At 71.9% G+C, this 20,797-nt stretch carries 18 protein-coding genes and 1 pseudogene; 6 read left to right on the top strand and 13 right to left on the bottom strand.

Going from position 1 to position 20,797, the window contains the following annotated elements; all coding sequences use genetic code 11:
• Window positions 1-145: 145 nt before the first annotated feature.
• Window positions 146-922: a hypothetical protein gene (locus tag OG858_RS36085; protein WP_086747050.1), complete on the top strand. Its 777-nt coding sequence runs from the start codon at window positions 146-148 to the stop codon at window positions 920-922.
• Window positions 923-1,248: 326 nt separating this feature from the next.
• Here the strand turns inward: OG858_RS36085 and OG858_RS36080 are convergent, their stop codons facing one another.
• Complete coding sequence (locus OG858_RS36080; protein ID WP_107482267.1) at window positions 1,249-2,097, bottom strand: GntR family transcriptional regulator; 849 nt, start codon at window positions 2,095-2,097, stop codon at window positions 1,249-1,251.
• A gap of 198 nt (window positions 2,098-2,295) precedes the next feature.
• Between OG858_RS36080 and OG858_RS36075 the strand changes: the two genes are divergently transcribed.
• Together OG858_RS36075 and OG858_RS36070 are read left to right on the top strand one after the other, a co-directional pair.
• Window positions 2,296-3,162, top strand: a complete 867-nt coding sequence (locus tag OG858_RS36075; protein WP_179200838.1) for a (2Fe-2S)-binding protein — start codon at window positions 2,296-2,298, stop codon at window positions 3,160-3,162.
• Between the two features lie 336 nt (window positions 3,163-3,498).
• Complete coding sequence (locus tag OG858_RS36070; protein WP_037692499.1) at window positions 3,499-4,554, top strand: DUF2637 domain-containing protein; 1,056 nt, start codon at window positions 3,499-3,501, stop codon at window positions 4,552-4,554.
• Window positions 4,555-4,736: 182 nt separating this feature from the next.
• On the opposite strand, the gene OG858_RS36065 is transcribed toward OG858_RS36070, so the two are convergent.
• Both OG858_RS36065 and OG858_RS36060 read right to left on the bottom strand, forming a co-directional pair.
• Window positions 4,737-5,222, bottom strand: coding sequence for an ATP-binding protein (locus tag OG858_RS36065; protein WP_319064268.1), 486 nt, complete (start codon window positions 5,220-5,222; stop codon window positions 4,737-4,739).
• Window positions 5,223-5,669: 447 nt separating this feature from the next.
• On the bottom strand, window positions 5,670-6,752 hold the full coding sequence (locus OG858_RS36060; protein WP_406199811.1) for a protein phosphatase 2C domain-containing protein: 1,083 nt from the start codon (window positions 6,750-6,752) through the stop codon (window positions 5,670-5,672).
• An 847-nt stretch (window positions 6,753-7,599) separates the two neighbouring features.
• Between OG858_RS36060 and OG858_RS36055 the strand changes: the two genes are divergently transcribed.
• Both OG858_RS36055 and OG858_RS36050 read left to right on the top strand, forming a co-directional pair.
• The gene (locus OG858_RS36055) at window positions 7,600-8,085 is read left to right on the top strand and encodes a hypothetical protein (RefSeq protein WP_328544054.1); all 486 of its coding nucleotides are present in this window, start codon (window positions 7,600-7,602) and stop codon (window positions 8,083-8,085) included.
• 578 nt (window positions 8,086-8,663) lie between these two features.
• Window positions 8,664-9,146 (top strand): DUF456 domain-containing protein, encoded by a 483-nt coding sequence (locus OG858_RS36050; protein WP_319064270.1) that lies wholly within the window; start codon window positions 8,664-8,666, stop codon window positions 9,144-9,146.
• Here the strand turns inward: OG858_RS36050 and OG858_RS48300 are convergent.
• The 9 genes and pseudogenes from OG858_RS48300 to OG858_RS36010 all read right to left on the bottom strand — a co-directional run.
• A pseudogene (locus OG858_RS48300) lies at window positions 9,096-9,464 on the bottom strand (hypothetical protein); the annotation flags it as partial. The gene OG858_RS36050 and the pseudogene OG858_RS48300 overlap by 51 nt on opposite strands.
• A 67-nt stretch (window positions 9,465-9,531) precedes the next feature.
• Window positions 9,532-10,026, bottom strand: coding sequence for a methylated-DNA--[protein]-cysteine S-methyltransferase (locus OG858_RS36045; RefSeq protein ID WP_319064271.1), 495 nt, complete (start codon window positions 10,024-10,026; stop codon window positions 9,532-9,534).
• Window positions 10,023-11,555 (bottom strand): AlkA N-terminal domain-containing protein, encoded by a 1,533-nt coding sequence (locus OG858_RS36040; protein ID WP_319064273.1) that lies wholly within the window; start codon window positions 11,553-11,555, stop codon window positions 10,023-10,025. The genes OG858_RS36045 and OG858_RS36040 overlap by 4 nt, the downstream gene beginning before the upstream one ends.
• A 187-nt stretch (window positions 11,556-11,742) precedes the next feature.
• Window positions 11,743-12,906 (bottom strand): ribosome small subunit-dependent GTPase A, encoded by a 1,164-nt coding sequence (gene rsgA, locus OG858_RS36035; protein ID WP_086750084.1) that lies wholly within the window; start codon window positions 12,904-12,906, stop codon window positions 11,743-11,745.
• A gap of 421 nt (window positions 12,907-13,327) precedes the next feature.
• Complete coding sequence (locus OG858_RS36030) at window positions 13,328-13,582, bottom strand: CBU_0592 family membrane protein (protein WP_086750083.1); 255 nt, start codon at window positions 13,580-13,582, stop codon at window positions 13,328-13,330.
• Window positions 13,579-13,881 carry a hypothetical protein gene (locus OG858_RS36025; protein ID WP_086750082.1) on the bottom strand — a complete coding sequence of 101 codons (303 nt, stop codon included), beginning with the start codon at window positions 13,879-13,881 and terminating at the stop codon, window positions 13,579-13,581. Before OG858_RS36025 ends, OG858_RS36030 begins: the two co-directional genes overlap by 4 nt.
• A gap of 295 nt (window positions 13,882-14,176) precedes the next feature.
• A complete protein-coding gene (locus OG858_RS36020; RefSeq protein ID WP_328544055.1) occupies window positions 14,177-15,259 on the bottom strand; it encodes a cytochrome P450 in 1,083 nt (360 codons plus the stop codon).
• Between the two features lie 20 nt (window positions 15,260-15,279).
• The gene (locus OG858_RS36015; RefSeq protein ID WP_319064969.1) at window positions 15,280-16,098 is read right to left on the bottom strand and encodes an IS5 family transposase; all 819 of its coding nucleotides are present in this window, start codon (window positions 16,096-16,098) and stop codon (window positions 15,280-15,282) included.
• Window positions 16,099-16,188: 90 nt separating this feature from the next.
• Entirely contained in the window at window positions 16,189-17,880 is a 1,692-nt protein-coding gene (locus OG858_RS36010) for an ISAzo13 family transposase (RefSeq protein ID WP_328544056.1), read from the bottom strand.
• 553 nt (window positions 17,881-18,433) lie between these two features.
• Here OG858_RS36010 and OG858_RS36005 point away from each other — a divergent pair.
• Window positions 18,434-19,141: a response regulator transcription factor gene (locus tag OG858_RS36005; protein WP_319064285.1), complete on the top strand. Its 708-nt coding sequence runs from the start codon at window positions 18,434-18,436 to the stop codon at window positions 19,139-19,141.
• Here OG858_RS36005 and OG858_RS36000 read toward each other — a convergent pair.
• Window positions 19,127-20,767, bottom strand: coding sequence for a sensor histidine kinase (locus tag OG858_RS36000; protein ID WP_086750079.1), 1,641 nt, complete (start codon window positions 20,765-20,767; stop codon window positions 19,127-19,129). The genes OG858_RS36005 and OG858_RS36000 overlap by 15 nt on opposite strands.
• Window positions 20,768-20,797: the final 30 nt, after the last annotated feature.

The raw sequence follows: 20,797 nt of genomic DNA, 5'->3' as shown, positions 1-20,797 counted from the left end.
TGGGGTGGTGGGCGAAGATCGAAGTGCGCCGTCCGCACCCCATGACTTTGTGAATTCCTTCACCCACCCCCTTGGCCGGGCCCCGGAATCCGTGCTGAGATGCGGCCACCACTCAAAGCTCAAGGGCGTGCTCGGGGAGGGCAACGTGGCGCATACCGCCATGTCTGGTAACGGAACGACCGCCGGCGACGATCCACTCCAGACCGCGGTATGGCGGTTGCGCTCACGCGCCTGCTGGGTCGACGCGGCAGCCCTGATCGAGCCCGACACCCCACAGGCCTCTCTGCAGCGGACCTCGCTGCTCGTCGAGCGCTGCCTCTACACCGAGCAGGGCTGGGAGGAGGCCGAGGACGCGCTGCGCACGGCCGAGGCACAGGCCCGGACCGACGACGAGCGGGGCGCGGCGGCCTGTGAGCGCGGCCAACTGGCGTACGCGGCCACACTGTTCCATGTCCGTGACCGCGCCGACGAGGCGCGGGCCGCACTCGGCCGGGCCGCGGCCCTGATCGCTCCCGGCGCGCCGGGCCGGGCCCTGCTGGACTTCCGCCGGGGTGTTCTCGCCGAGAACCTCACCCGCTCCCCGCAGGCCGCCCGTGCCGCTTACCGCCGGGCCCACGCGGGCGCGACCGCTCACGGCGACCTGCTGCTGCAGTCCTTCACCTGGCGGCACCTCGCCGGGCTCGCGCTCCACGACGGCGAGTTGGCCGAGGCCCGCCACGGCTTCGCCGAATCCCTGCGTCTGCGCGAGGAGTTGGGCTACCTCGTCGGTACCGCCCCGGCCCTCGTCTCCCTGGCCGACACCGAATCCGAACCGGAGGCGTCCCGACTCCGCGAGGAGGCCGGGCGGCTGTTCCGTCTTCTGGGAGGTGTACCGACGTGGCTGGCAAGGCAGTTGGCACCACCACCGGCTGCTACGGCCTGACCGGTCAGGAGGCTGTTCGTCCGCGGGTGCGTGGGGACCGGTCGCCCGGTTCCCCGCGCCCCTCGACGGCATGGGCCGCGCCCGGAGTCTCCTGGTTGTCCTGCGCCTGAATCCGTCGGCAGACAGACCCGTCACGTCGTCGCCGGTCGAATTCCCACCGCCGACCAGCCGCGTCGACCGTCCACGGCGCAGCCGGAACTGTCCGGCAACCTCCGAAGCGGGACACCAGGGCGCGGGACACCAGGGCGCCGGGAGCTGCGCGACCAGTCACGGCCGACCGGCGGGGTCGGCAACGCTCCGCAGCCCCAACGGCGTCGGGTCGCCCCTTACCCCACCACGCCGAAATGCTTCTCCACCAGACAGCAGGCCGCTTCCAGGTCCTCCGCCATCAGCGCGTCCAACAACGCGATGTGCTCCGCCGCATCAGCCATGAGTTCGACCCTGCCACCGCTTCCCACGTCACCCAGGCGGCCGATCCCCAACGGCAGTTGGGTACGCCGGTGGAGGTCGTCCGCGATCTGCAGCAGCTGCTCGTTCCCGGCCAGCCCCAGCACGCCGCGGTGGAAGGCCCGGTCCGCCTCCCCGTACGTCGCCCGGCACCCGGAGGACGCCGCACGAGCCGTCTCGTCGGCGAGCGGACGCAGCTCACCCCAGCGGTCCGCCTGCAACGTGCGCGCGAGCCGCATGATCACCGGCACCTGGAGCAGCGCCCGCACCTCCGCGAGCTCGGCCAGCTCCCGGGCGCCCCGCCGTACGACTCGGAACCCCCGGTTGGGCACGACCTCGACCGCGCCCTCGATGGCCAGTTGCTGCATCGCCTCGCGTACGGGAGTCGCAGAGACCCCGAACTGGTCACCGAGCGCGGGCGCCGAGTACACCTCCCCCGGCGTCAGCTCCCCACCGGCGAGCGCGGCCCGCAGCGCGTCGAGGATCTGGCCCCGCACGGAGGCCCGCTGAACGACGGGGCGCTCCGGTGAGCGCGGCAGTGGAATGGGCGTCTCGCTGTGCGTGTGCTCGCCGCGGGCCGTGGCGCCGTCCGCCGCGATGCCCCGCTCCCGGTCGACGTCCGCGACTCCGGGCTGCATGGGCACGCGGTAGGCCGATGCCGGACGGGCGGCGGTGGCGTCCGGCGCACTCGCGGCGGCCTGGCGCGAGCGCGGTCCGGCCTGTTCCACGGGTCCTCCTCCGAGCCGAGTCGTGTGTCGAGTGGGCCCGGTGGTGCGGCCGACTGGGTACATGGGGGCGCTTAGGTCATTACTGGGGTTGTTACCGGTCGTAAAGCACCATAGGCGCACATGCCCTCAGTTCAAACCTCGACCGCCTCGGGTAAGGTCACCCTTACTTGGCAGCGACGGCGAAACGGCGGTCCCCGTATGCCCCACTCAGCTCAGGCACCGTCCCCCACGTCACGCACGTCGCCCGTGACGGCCGCGTACACCCGCCTGACCGAGGTCCTGCCGATGGTGAGCGTGACAGAACTCTCTCCCACGGACCCCTTGCCCGAGGGTGAGGGGTGGGTCCGTGCCGCCGGGCTCGCGGCGGCCGGAGCCGAGCTGGACGCGTTCCTCGCGTGGGACGAGACCCAGATACTGCGGGACTACGGCCGCGAGGGCCGCCCGGACGTGGTGGCGGCCTTCGGGCTGCACCGGTACTCCTGGTACGCCTGCCTGCTCTTCACGGTCCCCTGGTTCCTGCAGCGCCGGGTGCCACGGTTCCCCGCCGGGCATGTGGCGTTCCAGCGCGAGCAGAGCCGGCTGGTGGTGCGTGGCGAAACGTTCAGCTGCCTGCCGGGCGATCCGGCGGCCGGCGAGCCCGGCGCCCGGGTGGTTCCGGACGAGGAGGCGCTGCGGGCCGAGGTGCGGGCGGCGTTCGCCGAGCACATAGAACCGGTTCTCGGCGGCTTCGGACCACGGATGCGACGGCGCGGGCGCGCACTGTGGGGCATGGCGACCGACGAGATCGTCGAGGGGATCTGGTACATAGCCGAACTCCTGGGCGCCGACGAGCAGGAGCGCTGCCGGCGCGAGCTGGAGCTGCTGCTGCCGGGCACGACCCGGCCGTACGTGGGAGGTGCCGGGTTCCGCGAACTGACCGGCCCCGGCGGCGAGTCGCTGCCCACCCGGGACCGGGCGAGCTGCTGCATGTTCTACACACTGGCCCCGGACGACACCTGTGTGACCTGTCCACGCACCTGCGATGCGGACCGGATCACCAAACTGACGACCGCCTCCAACAGTTGACGGACCCTCGCCGGACGGGGATGCTTCTCGCCGGGCGACCCCCCGGCGATCGCCCGCGGCATGTGCCGTAAGATCAAATCCGGGTGGGACCCTCGTTTGGTTACAGGTGGTTCACAAATTCCTCACTTGTCGCAGGAACTTTCCGTGGAACCACTCGAACGGGTAATCTCACTCGCACTCAACTCCCGTCCCTCGCGCGGTAGTTCGAGCAGAATGCCGCCTGGCGTCACTCATTGCACTTCTTTGGCGGTCTCTTGCCCCGAAACCCCCTGAGGGCCGCGAGGATTGGGCCACTATGGCGGGCGTTACGCCCTATCCCAATGCAAGGGACCCCTGATGAGATTGACCGACATATCGCTGAACTGGCTGCTTCCGGGCGCCGTACTGCTCCTGGGCATGCTGGCGGCGGTTGCGGTGCTCGCGCGCGGCAAGCGCTCCGGGGAGCACGCGAAGACCGAGGATTCGTGGGAACGCAGCGAGGAGCGCCGCAGGCGCAAGGAGGCCCTCTACGCCACGGCCTCCTACATCCTCCTCTTCTGCTGTGCCGCGGTCGCAGCCGCGCTCTCCTTCCGCGGCCTGGTCGGCTTCGGCGAGCAGAACCTGGGCCTCTCCAACGGGTGGCAGTACCTGGTTCCGTTCGGCCTGGACGGCGCCGCCATGTTCTGCTCGGTACTCGCCGTGCGCGAGGCCAGCCACGGTGACGCGGCCCTCGGCTCACGGATACTCGTCTGGACGTTCGCCGGTGCGGCGGCCTGGTTCAACTGGGTGCACGCTCCCAGGGGCCTCGGCCACGACGGCGCCCCGCAGTTCTTCGCAGGCATGTCCATGTCCGCGGCGGTGCTCTTCGACCGCGCGCTCAAGCAGACCCGCCGGGCCGCGCTGCGCGAGCAGGGCCTGGTGCCGCGTCCGCTGCCGCAGATCCGTATCGTCCGCTGGCTGCGGGCCCCGCGCGAGACGTACAAGGCCTGGTCGCTGATGCTCCTGGAGGGCGTGCGCAGCCTGGACGAGGCCGTGGACGAGGTGCGCGAGGACAAGCGGATCAAGGAAGAGACCCGGACGCGCAAGCGGGAGCAGGAGCGTCTGGAGCGCGCCCACCTCAAGGCGATCAGCCGGGGCCACCGGGGTCTGCCCGGCCGGGGCGGCGGCGGTGGCGGCGGGCGCCAGGTGGACACCACCGTGGAGCGCGTGCCGGCGGCCCAGGTCGCCTCGGAGCCTGCCATATCGACGCCGGAGCAGCTGCCCGTGCGGTCGCGTCCCTCCCTCCAGCCCGTGCGCAACGGTGCTGACAAGTCGCTGACCGTCGACCTCACCGCGGAGGACGACACGATGGCCCTGCCGCGGCTCGACTCCCTGGAGCGCAAGCTCAAGGACCTGGAGCAGCAGTTCGGCTGATCACGAGCCACACATCGGACAGGGGCGCGGCACAAGCCGCGCCCCTGTCCGTTTCGCGGTCCGATGCCCGTCCGTTCACGTCCGATGCACGGTTCGTGTCACGTCCGGACGTGGGTCCGTCCTTGCGTCCGCCCGCATGGTCGGCCTCATGGTCGGCGCCCTCTTCGACGGACGCCCGGACGTCACTGCGTCAGTCCGCCGTCGAGGTCGAACCACACCGCCTTGCCCACCCCGTGCGCCCGTACCCCCCAGGTGTCGGCGAGAGCCTGGACGAGGAAGAGACCGCGTCCATGCGTGCTGTCGTCGGCGTTCGGCACCCTGGGTCGGGGCCTGCGCCCCACGAAGTCCCGGACCTCCACGTGGAGTCCGCGCGGTGAGACGGTGGCGGTCAGCACCGCGTCGTGGTCGGTGTGGACGAGCGCGTTGGTGACCAGCTCGCTCGTCAGCAGTTCCGCAATCTCCGATCTTTCCGGCCTCCCCCATTGCCGCAGCAGCTCCCGCAGGGCCCTGCGCGCCTCGGGCACCGCCTTCAGGTCCGCCCGGCCCAGTCTGCGTTTCAGCTGTCCGGCGCCGGCCCTGTCCGTCGAGTCGTCGGCTGCTTCCTCCACCACCTCTGCCGAGGAGGCCCCTGTCACCACGGGACCGCCTCCTCGTGCCTGCCTCTTCATGACCCCCGCCCACGTGCCGATGACGATTCCCCTCCTGCCCGAACACGTACACGGGGATCCATGCCCCGTCCGGATCGCGGCACTCATGTCGAATCGTCAACGACCCTACGTACGCTTTCAAACGCACAGAGTCAAGCCAGCTGCCGGTACCGTGTGACAGCGCTTCCCGCCCCATGAATCCGCCCCACGGCCCCACCGACCCGCCACCCCGCCCCACTCCGGGCACCCTCGCCCCGACTGCGGAAGCCGGACCCAACTGCCCAGGCGGGGCTACAGATCCGGCCGTATGTCAGCGGGACACGACTTCCGTACGCGCGCCGCGTTCCGCGCCCGGGACGGGTCGCCCGCCCCGATGATGTTGATTGGCCGGAATCCTGCGCTGGTACAGGCCAACGTGCGGCCGGGCGCGGCTGATTGACGCCCGTCCCCGTCCTCCGGGGGCCGCCGTCAGGCCTCCCACACGGCGGCGGCCGTACGGTCGTCCGTGTACCCCTTGACCCTGACCTGGGCGTCGGCGAGGAACGCGGCGAGGCCGGGTGGCTCGGCGGCTCCCCAGCGCGCCGCCAGATACTCGGCGAGCGGCGCCTCCCCGCGCAGCGGTTCGGCCAACCCGCCGGTGCACAGGAGCAGAACGTCCTCCTCCCGGGCCACGGAGGCACGGAAGCGGAAGGGTTCACGGGGTGGGGCGGAGGCAGGTTCGTACGGGCTCGGGGGTGTCGTGATGCCGAGGTCCATGGTGAGGCGGTCGCCGTCGGGGGTCTCGTGCGGCAGCGAGCCGAAGCCGAGCACCGGCGCGCCCGCCGTGTCGGCGACCCGGGGCTCTATGTCCTGCCAGTCCCCGTCCCGCAGCCGGAACAGCCCGCCGGCGCCGACCCCGAAGAACACCCGCGTACGGCACCGGGGGTCGGCCGGGATCAACAGACAGCGCAGGCTCGCCGTGTACTCCTCCGGGTCGAGCCCCTGCTCGGCCGCGCTGGCGCGCAGTCTGCCGAGGCTGCGGTCGGTGAGCCGGTGCAGCCCGGACTTGAGGTCGCCGCGCCGGGCCGCGCGGATGTCCTCCACCAGCCGTGCGTGGCTGAGCCCGACGGCCCGCCCGATCCACCGGCACGCCTCCGCCGCCGCGCGGTGCGCACCCGGCGTGGCCCGGGCACCGGTCGCCATGGCCACCAGTACGAGCGCCTGCTCCCCCAGGCCGAAACGGGCGGTCAGGAGTGCGTCCCGCCGCGGCTCGCCCCGGTAGCGCGCCGAGTCGCCGCGCAACGACGCGGCGCGCAGCGTGCACGCCCCGTAGCGCGCGCCGTCCAGCACCGTGTCCGCGACCAGATCCCCCAGATCCTCCGGATCCGCCGGCGGCAGCGCGGTCGGCTCCGCGTCGTACGTGGGCGGCCCGGACCCCACGTACTCGACCCGCACCCGCTGAGTCCCGGTGACCAGGGTGACCTCCTGTGCCTGGAGGGTGGGCAGGTCGAGACGGGTGGGGGGCCGGGCGTCGGACGGTTCGGCGGCCGAGCCGGGAGACGAGGACGGCATCGGCGAGGGCGGGGAGGGCGTGCCACTGCGGGACGTGTCCGGGGAGGGAGTGGCACTGCGGGACGTGTCCGGGGAGGGTGTGGCACTGCGGGACGTGTCCGGGGAGGGAGTGGCACTGCGGGACGTGTCCGGGGAGGGTGTGGCACTGCGGGACGTGTCCGGGGAGGGTGTGGCACTGCGGGACGTGTCCCGTGGGGGCGTGCCGCCTCGGACGGCGTCCTGTGGGGGCGTATCGCCGGGAGACGCGTCGTCGGGACGGCTGCCGCCGTAAGAGGGCACCGCGCCGGCCGGGGGGCCCATGGCGGGTACGCCGCCCGTGGGTCGCTGCGCGGGCGCCCGCCGCCAGGGCGCGGCCGCGAGGAAGCCCGGCGGGGTGGGTGCGGGCGGAAAGGTCACCGGCCCCGACGGCTGGACGGGCGGCGGTTCCCAGGGCGCGGGCTGCGGGACGAGACCGCTGCGGCGGAGGGGGTCTGTGGCGGGAGTGAGGGGAAGAGTGCGGTCCGAGGGGGGAGGGGTGCGGCCCGGAGGAGAGGTGGGGGCGGGAGGAGAGGTCGGGGCGGGAGGAGAGACGGGGTCGGTGAACGGGGTGGGGCTGGGGGCTGAGGAGGGAACCGGGGGGTGGCCCGGCCGGTCGCCTCGTTCGCCTCGTTCGTCTCGCCCGGCCCGCCCGGCGGATCCGGCGGATCCGCCGGGATCGCCGGGATCGCCGGGATCGCCGAGGCCGCTCTGCCCGCCTTGCCCGCCTCGTCTGCCGGGTTCGCCGGATCCATCGTCGCTCCGGCCTCCCCAGCCCCTGGGTCCGCCGGGCGGACCCTGTGGAGGCACCCTGTCCGAGAGGGAGCCCGGGGTGCTCGGGGCAGGGTCCGAGGTCTGCGGGTCTGCGCGTGGTCCGCTCGTGGTGTTCGGCCCCTCGCCCGATCCGCCCGGCCTCCTGTCGGACCCGCCACGCGATGCTCCCCTCGCGGGCGAGGTACCCGGCACGGCTGCCCAGGCGCCCGACGTACCGGGTACGGCCCCCCAGGTCCCCGGGGTGCCCGACGCCCTCGACGTCCTCGACGTCCTCGGCGCGCTCGCCGGGGTTGCCGGGGTTGCCGGGGTTGCCGGGGTTGCCGGAGTCGACGCACCCGGCGCACTCGCCGGATGGGTCGCACCCGGCGCACCCGGCGCGTCCGGCCCGCTCGCCGGATCGGCCGGTGCCGTCGGAGTCTCCGACGGCTTCCCGACCGTGTCCGCCGCCGAGGCGAAGCGGTCGTCGAGGGAATCGGCCGCGACCGAGGGGCCCGTGTCCCCGTTGGTGTCGTCGTACAACTGCCGCCACCAGTCGTCCTCGTGACCGGTGGGCTTCTCCCCCTGCTGGCTCATGCCCCTAATTGTCCACCTCAGGAGCCGTATGAAAACGGGGCATCCGGAAAATCGGTCCGCAGAGCCGACGACCTCACGGCGTGTCGGACTACACGTCGAACTCCGGTGCGAGGCAAGGGAGTCGAGGGATCGGTGGGGTCCGGCACATGCGCCGGCCCTTCCGAGGGTCCAGGAAGAGACCGCCGGGCGGTGCCACCCCCCACAGGAGAAACCGCCCGGCGGCGCCGGGGCGACCAGGGCGCGGTGCGGGCGCGTGGGCCGGTCGGCCCGAGTGTGAGGCATGTACCTGGCATTCCGCTGTGGGACCCCGCCTCGTCGGTGGGATGTGAACGCGCGGTGCGGTGACGATGCGCCGAGGCGGCGGCGCGCCGGAACGCTCGATTCGGCGCGCCGGGCACCAGTGTCCGCGGGCGCGCCACCGGCGCACCGGACCTCGCGCGCCGGCTCACACTCGGGGCGCACGACACCTACCTGGAGATGCGGCCCTGGGTGATCCAGGACTGATACCACTGACCTGCGCTTTCTCCCGCGATCCGGCACCCTGGGCAGATGGGAGCGTGGGAACTCCTGCTGGTCGCGGTGGTGCTGCTGCTCGGCCTGTGCGGAGTGCTGGTGCCCGGCGTACCGGGGTCCTGGCTGGTGTGGGCCGGGGTCATGTGGTGGGCTCTGGAGGACCCACGGCCCGTCGCCTGGTGGGTGCTGGTGGGCGCCACCGTCGTGCTGCTCGTGTCCTGGGCGGTCCGCTGGAGCCTGCCGCCCCGGCGCCTGACGGAGAGCGGCGCAACCCCCCGAATGGGCGTGTACGCCGGTTCCGGCGCCTTCCTCGGTTTCGTCCTCCTCCCCGTGCTCGGCACGATCCCCGGCTTCGTCGCCGGCATCTACCTCTCCGAGCGGCTCCGCCTGGGCCGCCACGACGCGGCGAAGGACGCCACACGCAGGGCGATGCGCTCGGGCGGGTCGAGCGTCCTGGCGGAGCTCTTCGCGTGCCTGCTGGTGGCGGGGGCGTGGGTGGGCGTCGTGTTCGGGGGCTGAGACCGGCCGAAAACCGACTGAGACCGTCCCCAGGGGCCTCGGACAGCCGGATCGGTGCTGTTCGGAGTGCCAGTGCCCTTTGCTGTCGTCGGTGCCCACAGCGACGATCAGCCCGCCTACGCCGGTGCGGATCAGAACGTCGGCGTCGCACCTGTCGGAAACTCTCGGTCCCACTTCGGCACGCGGCAGCCGGTTGCCGGAGATGCCGCGCGTCGAGGCACCGGGCCGGCGGTCGGTGGGCAGCGCGCAGAGCCGGTCGGCGAGCCGGTCGGGCCGGCGCCGGTCGGCATCGACCGTCGAGCCGTTGCCGTCCGTGATCGAGTCACCGAGCGCGGCGCCGCCGCCGGCGACCCAGGACCCCCTTGCCCTCCCACCAGGGGCCGCGCTACAGCACGCCCTCCAGACCGAGGAGGAGGCGCTTGCGGTCGAGACCGCCCGCGTAGCCCGTGAGGGTGCCGTTCGCGCCGATCACCCGGTGGCAGGGACGGAGGATGAGGAGGGGGTTCGCGCCGATCGCGCCGCCGACGGCCCGGACGGCGGCCCTGGGCGCCCCGATGCGGGCGGCGATGGCTCCGTAGGTGGTGGTCGCGCCGTACGGGACCTCGTCGAGCGCGGCCCAGACCCGTCGCCGGAAGTCGGTGCCCTCGCCGCGCAACTCCAGCTGGAACTCCTTGAGTTCACCGGCGAAGTAGGCGGCGAGCTGTTCCTCTGCCGCGCGGAACGGCGCCGGGTCGCGCAGCCAGCCCGGCAGCGGCACCCGACCGCCCTTCTGCTCCGGCACGGAGAGGGAGGTGAGGGCGCCGAACTCGTCCGCGGTGAGGAGGAGTTGCCCGGCGGGGCTGTCCACGACGGTGTAGTACGTGCCTTGCTCGGTGCTCACGGCTGAACTCCCTGTCCCTGTGCCGATTTCTGCGACTGCGCCGGTGCTTGCGCGAGTGTCTGTGCCTGTGTCCGTGTCGGTCGCCGTGCGGCCGTGGCCGGCTCGCCCGCTGTCCTGAGGTGTTGCCGGGCGTACGACCGCCATGGCCGCCAGGCGTCCGGCACAGCCTCGTCCGGCGGTGCCACGTCCGGGTCGCCGAGGGCGCGGGTGCGGATCGCGGCGACGGTACGGGGGGCCAGGCCCGGCAGTGCGAGCAGTGCCGCCTCGGTCTCGTCCCGGTCCGCGCCCACGTCGAGACGGACGGTGCCGTCGGCGAGGGCGGTGGCGAGGGCGCCGAGCGGACCGTCCACACCGGCCAGCGCGGCCGGTTCGGGGAACAGGTGCGTCAGCGTTCCGTGCGGGACGTCCAAAGTCTTCCCGTACACCCGAACGAGCCGTTCCGCCTCCTCGCGGCCCGCGAGCGCCCGTACCGCGAACTCCTCCGGATCGGCCGCGCCCGGCGAGCGCAGCCCCGGCCTGGCGGCGACGAGCGGGGCGAGCCGCGTGTCCTCCCCGAGGCGCTCGTCCACGGCGTAAGGATCGGCGTCCAGATCGAACAGCCGCCGCAGCCGCTGCACGGCGGTGGTGAGATCCCGGGGGTCGGTGAGATGGAGCCTGGCGTCGAGCCAGCCGCCGGGATGCGGGGCCGCGGGTCGGCGCGGGGGCGACACCACACGCTGCCGCCCGCCCGACGGCCGTTCGTCGACCTCGGCGATTCCGGTGCCGTACGGGAGGCGGAGGGTGCGCCGGTAGGTGCGGTGGCCGCGCCCGCCGGTCATCTCCTCGACGCCGGTGACGGCCTCGGCCGCGAGGACGTCGAAGAGCGCGGTGGACCGGTACGGGCCCCGGTGAGCGAGCCGGAGCGGGATTCCGGCGGTCGGCGAGCCGGCCGGGCGCCGGGGTGCCCCGGCGCGCAGGCCGCTCGGCGTCATGGCGTACACCGCCCTGACCGTGTCGTTGAACTGGCGCACGCTGGCGAAGCCGGACGCGAAGGCGATCTCGGTGACCGGGAGGGCGGTGGTCTGCAGGAGGACGCGGGCGGTGTGGGCCCGCTGGGCGCGGGCCAGGGCGACGGGCCCGGCGCCGACCTCGGCGGTGAGCTGCCGCTGGACCTGGCGTGCGCTGTACCCCAGCCGCACGGCCAGGCCGGCGACGCCCTCCCGGTCGACGACGCCGTCCCCGATGAGCCGCATGGCCCGGCCCACGGCGTCCGCGCGCACGTTCCACTCGGCCGACCCGGGCACGGCGTCCGGCCTGCACCGTCGGCAGGCCCGGAATCCGGCGCCCTGGGCGGCGGCCGCTGTCCCGTAGAAGCGGACGTTCTCCCGTTTGGGCGTCACCGCCGGGCAGCTCGGCCGACAGTAGATCCCGGTCGTCCCGACGGCGAAGAAGAACTCCCCGTCGAACCGCCCGTCCCTGCTGCGCACGGCCTCGTACCTGGTGTCCTCCCTGCTGCGCACGGCCTCGTACCCGGTGTCCTCGTCCTTCATGACATCAAGTGTCGAGCACGCCGATCGTCCGGGCTGGCGGGAATCGGACATGGCGCTCGCCACGGGGCCGCGCCCCTGGAGAAGCAGAGGCACGGCCTCGCTTCTCCAGGGGCGCGGGGAACCGCGCGACCGGCCCCACCGGCCCGCGGCCGGAGCTCAGTGCCGGCCACCGGCCCGCCGCCGGAGGTCAGCGCCGGCCGCCCCGCTTGGCCTCCATCGCCAGGCGCCCCTCCGCGTGCTTGCGCTTCCACTCCCTCCGGATGTCGGCCCGCACCCGCGCGTCGCTCTTCGCGACGATCCGCTGGTTCTCGCGGAGCAGCTTGCGGTAGCTGTCGAGCCGTCGCTCGGACAGTTCACCGGACTCGACCGCGGCGAGGACCGCGCAGCCGGGCTCGGCGAGGTGCGCGCAGTCGTGGAACCGGCAGTCCGCGGCGAACTCCTCGATCTCGGCGAAGACCTGCCCGACCCCGCTCTCGGCGTCCCAGAGGCCGACGCCGCGCAGACCGGGTGTGTCGATGAGGACTCCGCCGCCGGGCAGGACGAGGAGGTTGCGGGTGGTCGTGGTGTGCCGTCCCTTGCCGTCCACGTCGCGGATGGCCTGGACGTCCATGACGTCCTCGCCGAGCAGCGCGTTGGCGAGGGTCGACTTGCCTGCGCCGGACTGCCCGAGCAGTACGGAGGTGCCGCCGGAGAGCACCGCGGCGAGGACGTCGAGGCCCTCACCGAGCGCGGAACTGACCGGCAGCACGGCGATGCCGGGCGCGACGGTCTCCACGTCCTGGACCAGATGCCCCAGCGTGGCGGCGTCCGGCACCAGGTCGGCCTTGGTGAGCACGACCACCGGCCGCGCCTGGGACTCCCAGGAGAGTGCCTGCGTATGCAGCGGTGTCTCACCGCCCGCACCGGACATGGCCAGCGCCAGGAACCGTTCGATCCGCCCGAGGTCGAGTTCGACCGCGAGCGACACACAGATGACGACGTAATCGATGTTGGTGGCCAGGACCTGGCCCTCGGAGCGCTTGGACGAGGTCGAGCGTACGAAGGCGGTCCGGCGCGGGAGGAGTGTCTGCACGTAGCACGGGTCGCTGCCCGCAGGATCGACGGCGACCCAGTCCCCCGTGCACACGACCTTCATCGGGTCACGGGGCACGACGAACTCGGTGTCGGCGCGGACGGTACCGGCCGGGGTGACGACGTCACACAGACCGCGGTCGACCCGGACGACACGACCGGGCAGCAGACCCTGCCCGGCATACGGAGCGAACTCCGCCTCCCAGCCCGCATCCCAGCCGTACGGCACGAGCGGATGCGAAGAAGACGAGGACGAACCCGGGAGAGAAGAGAAAGACAAGGGGTGACCCTTCAAAGGGTGGCCCCGGCACCGCGCTCATGGGCGCGGGAGAGGTGGAGAGGTCAGCCGGAGGCCACGGGGGTGGACTTGATGTACTTCCGGATGCGGGCAGCGCCCATCTCAACGACAGCCATCGGTCACACCTCCCGAACCAAGCCGAACCACCGCGACAACCTCGGGTTGCCGCTCGAACACCACCGACCCTAGAGGTACACGAGCCTCGACGCCATCGAATTACGTCGCATCCGTCGGCGGCATTCCCGGCCCGAGAACGCACAGGCAGCCCGGAACGGCGTCCGGGTAGGACGCGCGGTGCGACCGGCCACCGCATGCCTTGTCCCCCGTGGACGAACACGCATCCCCGTGGGAGGGGCGGTGCGGGATTCGCCGACGTGCGGGCGCGACTGAAGTGCGTGCGCGGCTACGGGACCAAGGGCGGGCGGCGGGTGAGAGCGACCAGGCCGATGCCGATCCAGGCGGTGTTGAGCAGGGCGGAGGGCCAGGCCTGGTGGTATCCGGAATTGACGGTCAGGGCGGCGGCTCCGAACAGGTTCAGCAGCTGGAAGGCGCGGCCCCCGGCGGAGATCCGTTCGGTCGACGCCATCGCGTACGCGGTGAGCAACAGCCCTGCTCCGCCCCAGCCGATGGCGGCGACGAGCCCCTCGGCCCAGGTCACCGGCCCTGACCCCGATCGTTGCCTTCGCCTGCCTCGTGGTCGACCGGCCCGAGGGCCCGCGCCGGAGAGGTGCCCGTCCCGGTGACCTCGTGCGAAAGCGGCAGTTCCCGGTCCACGGCCCACTGACTGTCCACCATCGGCAGCCCGTGGTGGCGGACGAACAGGTGGGCCGGGTCAGGGGCGTCGGACTTCGGGGCGGTCACGTCCAACAGGAGACCCTGGGTGCGCGGGCCACCACCGCCCAGGGAGGTCACGTCGGCGTCGAACCGCACACGCCACAGCTCGTCGCATTCGTTCATGACTCGATCATCCGTGCAGTGCGGCTTCACTACAAGCAAGATTTTCTGAAGTGGCACTACAGCGTGGCTAATGGAACTGGCCGTCGAACAGGGTGGCGACGTCACTCTCGCGGCGGGCCGGAGGGCAGGGGCACCGACGCGGTGCGCGAGCGTCGGCAGCCGCCGGGGACCGAGCACGCGGCCGGGCGGAACGCGGCCGGGCGGAACGCGTCCGCCAGGCCGGTCGGCTCAGTGGCAGCGAGCCCACGGTCGTCGTCGGCCCGCGCCACGTCCGGGGCGGCGCGCCGGAGCCCCGTCAAGCGCCCGCGACACCGCCGGCCCCCGTGCTGACGGGGCAGGTCCCGACCGGTGTCGCGTTGCCGGGGCCGCCTCGGGAATCCTCGGTCGGCATGGCCCGCGTACCGCTGTCGTGATCGTCCGAAGGCGGCGTGAAGGCGACGTCCAGGCGGGTGAGACCGCGGAAGTTGAGGCTGCGCTGCCACTGCGGCGCGGTGCCGTCGAGCCGTAGGCCGGGGAGCCGGGTGAGGAGTGCTTCCAGGACGATCGCGCCTTCCAGCCGGGCCAGCGCGGCACCGAGGCAGAAATGCGGGCCGTGTCCGAACGCCAGGTGCCGCCCGCCGGGCCGCTCGAAGTCCAGGACATGCGGATCGGGGAAAACTTCCGGATCCCGGTTGGCCGCGCCGCACACCAGGAGCACCGTCTGCCCTTCGGAGACGGTGCGGCCCGCCAGGTCCAGATCGTGTCGCGCCCGGCGCAGCATCAGCTGTACCGGGGCGTCGTAGCGCAGGAGTTCCTCGACCGCGGCGGGCATCAGATCGGGCCGACGGCGCAGTTGGTCGGCCGCGTGCGGGTGGCGGAGCAGGGCGAGTGTGGCGTTGCCGATGAAGTGGGTGGTGGTCTCGTGGCCCGCGATCAGGAGCAGGGCGCAGTTGGCGAGGAGTTCGTCGAAGTCCTGGTCGGTGTTCTCGGCCTGCGCGGTCACCAGGGCGCGCAGGGTGTGGGGGGCCGGCCGGGTGTCGGGGCGGGTGAGGAGTTCGCGGAAGTAGGCGAGCATGTCCGTCATGCTCTGCGAGGCCTCGCGGTTGCGGTCGGCGTCGAGCCGGGAGTTGCCTATGGCTTCGGCGACCGGCTCGGACCAGGCGTGGAGGGCGGGGCGGTCCTGCTGCGGTACGTCGAGGAGGTCGCAGATGATGGTGAGCGGCAGCGGTCGGGCGAGGTCCGCGACGATGTCCATCCGCCCGGTCGGCGCCGCTTGGGTGATGATCCGGTCGACGGCTTCGAAGATCTGGGCGCGGAGTGTCTCCACCGCCCGGGGAGTGAAGGCCCTGCTGATCAGGGCCCGGAGCCGGGAGTGGTCGGGGGCGTCGCTGTAGAGCATCTGCCGGCTAAGGAGTCCTTTCAGAATGCTGGGTTCTTGCGGGCGAGGATCATGCAGTGGGCGAGTTGGAGGAAGGCGTCGTGCATGTCGTCTCGGGCTTCCCAGCGGGTCCGTAAGCGGCGGGGGCCGTGGAGCCAGGCGATGGCGGACTCGGCAACCCACCTGACCCTGCCCAGGCCAGAACCGTGCGGCTGTCCGCGCCGGGCGATCTTCGGTGTGATGCCGCGTTCACGCAGCCGGTGGCGGTAGACGTCGTAGTCGTAGCCGCGGTCGGCATACAGGGTCCGGGGCTTGCGCCGGGGCCGGCCCCGCTTGCCCCGCACCGGCGGCATCCCGTCGACCAGCGGCAGAAGCTGGGTGACATCGTGGCGGTGACCGCCGGTCAGTGACACCCGCAGCGGGGTGCCATGCGCGTCGGTCAGCACGTGATGCTTCGAGCCCGGCCGCCCGCGGTCAACCGGACTCGGACCGACTTTTGGGCTGCCACGCCCCCGCTTGGCCTGCACGTGCGAGGCGTCGATCGTGGCGCGGGAGAAGTCCAGGCGGTCCGCAGCCCGCAACCGGTCCAGCAGCACCCGCTGCAGTTCCTCCCACACTCCGGCCTCCTGCCACTCGGCCAGCCGCCGCCAGCAGGTGGGACCTGAACCGAACCCCAACTCCTGCGGCAGGAACTCCCACTGGACACCGGTGTACAGGACGAACAGGACTCCCTGGAGCGTCTTGCGGTCATCGATCCGCTTGCGCCCCGGGTACCGGAACCGCCGCTCATGCTTCGGCAACAGCGGCTCGATCACCGCCCACAACTCGTCGCTGATCTCCCACGGCTTCCGCCGCGCCATGCTCACACCCCACAGAAGACGGGATCACGTACATCTCCACCGTGCCACAACACGATCTTTCTGCAAGGACTCCTAAGGGCGTGCAGATCATTAACTCGTCTTTTTGACCTTGCTTCGAGTGGGGTCGGAAACGAGGAAGGTCGCGACGTCGGCTGGTGTGCGGAGGCGTGCGGTTGAGGCGTTGATGTGGTGGCCGTGTGCTTCCAGGAGTGGGCGGACTTCCTGTTTCGCGCGGCTGATGGTCGGAGCGGTGACGTCGAAGAGCTGCCCGAGGAGGTCCATAGTCGCGAGTTTGCGCAGGTGGAGCACGGTGGCCAGGATCCGGTCGGCTGGGGTGAGCTTGGCTTTGGCACCAGTGCCAGGGGCGACCAGGCGCTCGTGACCGCGACGTGTGCGGAGCACTTGCTCGCGTTGAACCTCCAGCGCAGGAGTGAGCGCGTTGATGAGTTCGCTGAGCTGTTGGCGGGTCATGCCGGTCAGTTCTGGGTCCTGCAGCGCGTGCTGCGTGAGGCCGGGCGGTCTGGTCGCCGGGGCCTGGTCTGAGGTGCTGTTGTCCGGCGTCGCGTCCAGCGGGTGCCGGGGGTGCAGGGTGTAGTTCCAGTCGCCGTGGAAGCGGTGCCGGGTGATCGGCAGGGCGGCGATGTCGTCGTCGCTGACCTGGATGCCGGTGGGGTAGGCGTTGGTGTCGAGTTCGGCATGCACGGTCAGGCCGGTTTTAGTGGTGGTCGCCGCGATGCTTTCGACGATGACTTCGTGGCTGGTCAGGGGCCTGCCGCGCCAGTTCATGGTGATGTGGGAGAACAGCCGGTGCTCGATCCGGTTCCACTTCGACGTGCCCGGAGGCAGGTGGCAGACAGTGATCGTCAGGCCGGCCTCGACGGCGAACCGGGCGAGTTCGGTCTTCCAGGTGCGGGTGCGATAGCCGTTGGAGCCGCCCGCATCGGCGGTGATCAGCAGTCGGCCGGCCGTCGGATAGGCGGCTTTCCCGGCGCCGTTCCACCAGCGGCGGATCGACTCGACGGCGAACGCGGCGGTGTCGTGGTCGGTGCCCACGTTGACCCAGCCGGTGTTCGCGGCGACGTCGTAGATGCCGTAGGGCACCGCTCTGCCCAGCTCGCGGTCGGGAAAGTCGTGGGTGTCGACCCGCACCGGCTCGCCTCTCGGCTCCCATTCACGGCCGTTGTTCTTGAACGGGCCGACCAGTTCCTTCTTCTTGGTGTCCACGCTGATGACTGGAGCTCCGCCGTCCTGGTGGTCGCGGGCCTGTTCGTTGAGGTAGTGGAACTGTGCGTCCCGGTCGGGGTGCTGTTTGCCTTCCATGGTCTTGGCGTTGCTCTGCAGGCTGAAGCCCTCCTCGCGCAGGAGGTCGCCCACCGTATCCGCACAGATCCTGTGGCCTTGCCGAGTCAGTTGCTCGGCGAGCTTGCGGGTGGATTTGGTGGTCCAGCGCAGCGGCGACATGGGATCTCCGCGGACGTCGGGCTCGACCAGCGCAAGGAGTGCCTCCCGAACGGCAGGGTTGCGGTCGACGACGCGTTTGCGGCCGGCGCCGGGCCGGCGGATACGTCCCAACGGAGCCTGGCCGGAGTCGAGTTCCCGCACTCCGACAGACACAGTGGCCTCGCGAACACCGGCGGCACGGGCGACCGCTCTGATCCCGCCGTGGCCGAGGGACTGGGCCTCCGCCCCTATCAACAAGCGACGCTGCCGCTCGTCGAGGTGCGGCAAAATCGCCTCGAACTTGGCTGCCAGCACGGCCCGTTGCCCATTCAACCCGCTCATGCCAGACCAACGAACCACCGAGCAGAAAGCCGCGAGTTAATGATCTGCACGCCCTAAGGACCCGGGCCAGCGGCCGGAGTTCCTCGGGGACGGCCTCGATGTCGGGATAGCGCACCGAGGACAGCCCCGGGTCACCTGCGGCTCTGCTGACCACCGCGTGCCCGGTGGCGACCCAGGCACCCAGGGCGCGGTCCCAGAAGACATCGTCGGCGCTCCTCAACTCTTCGTAGAAGTCGTAGAGACGCTCTTGGACTTGGGGCCGAAAGGCCCGCAACAGCGAGGTGGGAGTGCCCATATCCCCATGTTAAGGGCCTGCACCCACAAGTCGATCAAGATATGCGGCAAACCGTCTCAGGACGTCGTCGGCGCTCTTCACTCACGACGACCGGCCACCTCTCCGTCTCCCTCATCCGTCGGCACCTGCCCGGGAAGGGTTGTCACCGCTCCGACGCGTACAGGCGGGCGGCCGGCCCCGGACGGGAAGTGCCGACTGTTTCTGTACTACGGTTCACTACGGTTCCGGGATGCGCAAAACCTTGCTGGGGGAGAATCGTTGAGCGCTCGGATTCTGGTCGCCGAGGACGACGAGAAGCAGTCTCGACTGATCCGGATCTATCTGGAGCGAGAAGGAAACGCGGTGCAGGTCGTGGCCGACGGCCGCGCGGCGCTGGAACGGGCACGTTCGGCGCAGCCGGATCTCATCGTTCTCGATGTGATGCTGCCGTTGGTCGACGGGCTCGATGTGTGCCGCATTCTGCGCGCCGAGTCGGACGTCCCGATTCTGCTGCTCACCGCCCGCACGACCGAGGAGGACATGCTCCTCGGCCTCGATCTCGGCGCCGACGACTACCTCACCAAGCCGTACAGTCCCCGCGAACTGACCGCGCGCGTACGGGCGTTGCTGCGCAGGTCAAAGAAGACCGGCGGCACGGGGGAACCCGCGGTGCTGCGGGTCGGCGAGGTGCGGCTGGACACCGCACGCTTCGAAGTCCGGGTGGAGGGGCGGCCGGTGGCGCTGACCGCCAAGGAGTTCTCCATCCTGGAGGCACTGGCCCGTGAACCGGGCAGGGTCTTCACCCGGGCGCAGATCATCGAGCGGGTCTTCGGGTTCGACCGGGACGTGCAGGAACGGACCGTCGATGCGCACGTGATGAATCTGCGGCGGAAGCTGGAGGTGGCTCCGGGCCGGGCCGGCCACCTGGAGACGGTGTACGGGCGGGGCTACCGCCTCGCGGACGGTTCGGGCTCAGCGCTCTCCTGAGAGGTCTCCTCCGGGAGCCGTGGGCAGTGCGACGGTGAACGTCGTGCCTGCCCCGACCGCACTGCGCACATCGATCGTCCCCCCGTGGTCGGTGACGATCTGGCGGGCGATGGACAGCCCCAGGCCGCTGCCGCCGGTCGTGCGGCCCCGTGCCGCGTCCGCCCGCCAGAAACGGTCGAAGAGATACGGCAGGTCCTTTGCCGGTATCCCCCTGCCGGTGTCGCGTACTTCCACGACGGCCGGTTCGCCGTTCGGGATCAGGGCCAGGGTCACGGTGCCGCCCGGGGCCGTGGCCCGCAGCGCGTTGCCGACCAGGTTGCCGACGACCTGGCGCAGCCGGTCCGGGTCGGCGGTCACGTACACGGGCCGTGGCGCCTCCAGCTCAAGTCCGATGCCCAGCGCCTCGGCCTGGGCCCGATGGGCCCTGCGGCCGGTCTCCAGGAGTTCGCGCAGGTCGACCTCGGAGCGGTGGTAGGTGAGTGCGCCGGCCTCCGCCAGGGCGAGGTCCTGGAGGTCGTCCACGATCCGTTGCTGCAGCAGCGCCTCCTCGTGGAGGGAGGCGAGCAGGTCGGGGGTCGGCTCGACGATCCCGTCCCGCAGAGCCTCCAGATAGCCGCGCAGATTGGCCAGCGGGGTGCGCAGTTCGTGTGCGATGTCGCTGGTGAGGCGCCGCTGGCGTTCCTCGCCTGCCTGGATGGAGTCGGCCATGCGGTTGAAGGCGCCGCCGAGCTGCGCGATCTCGTCGCGGCCGGAGACGGGGACCCGCCGCCCCAGTTCGCCCTCGCCCAGCCCCTTCGCGGCGAGCGTCATGGCACGGACGGGGCGCAGTACGGCCCTGTTCAGGAGCAGGGCGCCGAGGATGACCGCGAGGGCGACCCCCACCGCGACGGCCACGGTGGGCGCGGCGGCCAGGGTGGGTGGCATCTCGTTCCGGACACCGAGGCGGATCGACAGACGCGCGGGGGCGACGGAACCGACCCGCTCGTCGAACACCCGCTGCACACAGGCGGTGAACCGCGGCTCGGACTCGCATACCCACAGTGCGTCGAGATCCTGCTGAATGCGCGGATCCGTTGCCCCGTCGGGCTCCTCGCACCGCGTGGGTCGGCGGTCCGTGCTGATCCGGGGAACACCCCGCTCGTCCGGCCTGGCCGTCGGCTCGGCCCCCGCCCGCGTGAGGCAGGCCGCGTACGCCACTGCGGCGCGGTAGTCGGCGATCGCCAGGGCGGCCTGCTTCAGCGAGAGCCGCGGTACCTGGCCCTCGGGGAGCCGCAGGACGGGACGTGGGTCGACCAGGACCGGGGGCTGGCTGCTCGGCGCTCGGGGATCACGGCCGGCGAGGGCGTCGGAGTCGGCGATCAGTACGCCGGAATCCGTGGCCACCCGGACGCGCTGGCCGGTGTCCTTCGCGAGCCGGGCCACCGTCGGCGAGAGTCCGTCCCACGTGCCGTGCGCGAACCCGTACGCACGGAGTTCGCCGGTGATCCGGGAGACCTCCTGCCGACCGGCCGTGACGGTCTCCCGCACCTGGCGGTTCGCCTGGCGCAGGGTCAGCCAGGCGGTGGCGGCGGTGGCGGCCATCGCGACCAGCATGAGCAGGGCGAGGACCCGGAGCCGGAAACTCATCGCACGGGACTCCTTCTGGATGGTGCCGGG

It is taken from the genome of Streptomyces europaeiscabiei (genome assembly GCF_036346855.1).
Taxonomy (GTDB): domain Bacteria; phylum Actinomycetota; class Actinomycetes; order Streptomycetales; family Streptomycetaceae; genus Streptomyces; species Streptomyces europaeiscabiei.
This window is presented reverse-complemented; position numbering and strand designations above follow the sequence as displayed.

Excerpts from the sequence above, each read along its gene's own strand:
- OG858_RS36010 (WP_328544056.1), bottom strand. The coding sequence starts at position 17,880 with ATGAGCGGGTTGAATGGGCAACGGGCCGTGCTGGCAGCCAAGTTCGAG.
- OG858_RS36065 (WP_319064268.1), bottom strand. The coding sequence starts at position 5,222 with ATGAAGAGGCAGGCACGAGGAGGCGGTCCCGTGGTGACAGGGGCCTCC.
- OG858_RS36070 (WP_037692499.1), top strand. The coding sequence starts at position 3,499 with ATGAGATTGACCGACATATCGCTGAACTGGCTGCTTCCGGGCGCCGTA.
- OG858_RS36060 (WP_406199811.1), bottom strand. The coding sequence starts at position 6,752 with ATGCCGTCCTCGTCTCCCGGCTCGGCCGCCGAACCGTCCGACGCCCGG.
- OG858_RS36050 (WP_319064270.1), top strand. The coding sequence starts at position 8,664 with ATGGGAGCGTGGGAACTCCTGCTGGTCGCGGTGGTGCTGCTGCTCGGC.
- OG858_RS36040 (WP_319064273.1), bottom strand. The coding sequence starts at position 11,555 with ATGAAGGACGAGGACACCGGGTACGAGGCCGTGCGCAGCAGGGAGGAC.
- OG858_RS36025 (WP_086750082.1), bottom strand. The coding sequence starts at position 13,881 with ATGAACGAATGCGACGAGCTGTGGCGTGTGCGGTTCGACGCCGACGTG.
- OG858_RS36075 (WP_179200838.1), top strand. The coding sequence starts at position 2,296 with ATGCCCCACTCAGCTCAGGCACCGTCCCCCACGTCACGCACGTCGCCC.
- OG858_RS36015 (WP_319064969.1), bottom strand. The coding sequence starts at position 16,098 with ATGGCGCGGCGGAAGCCGTGGGAGATCAGCGACGAGTTGTGGGCGGTG.
- OG858_RS36000 (WP_086750079.1), bottom strand. The coding sequence starts at position 20,767 with ATGAGTTTCCGGCTCCGGGTCCTCGCCCTGCTCATGCTGGTCGCGATG.
- OG858_RS36020 (WP_328544055.1), bottom strand. The coding sequence starts at position 15,259 with ATGCTCTACAGCGACGCCCCCGACCACTCCCGGCTCCGGGCCCTGATC.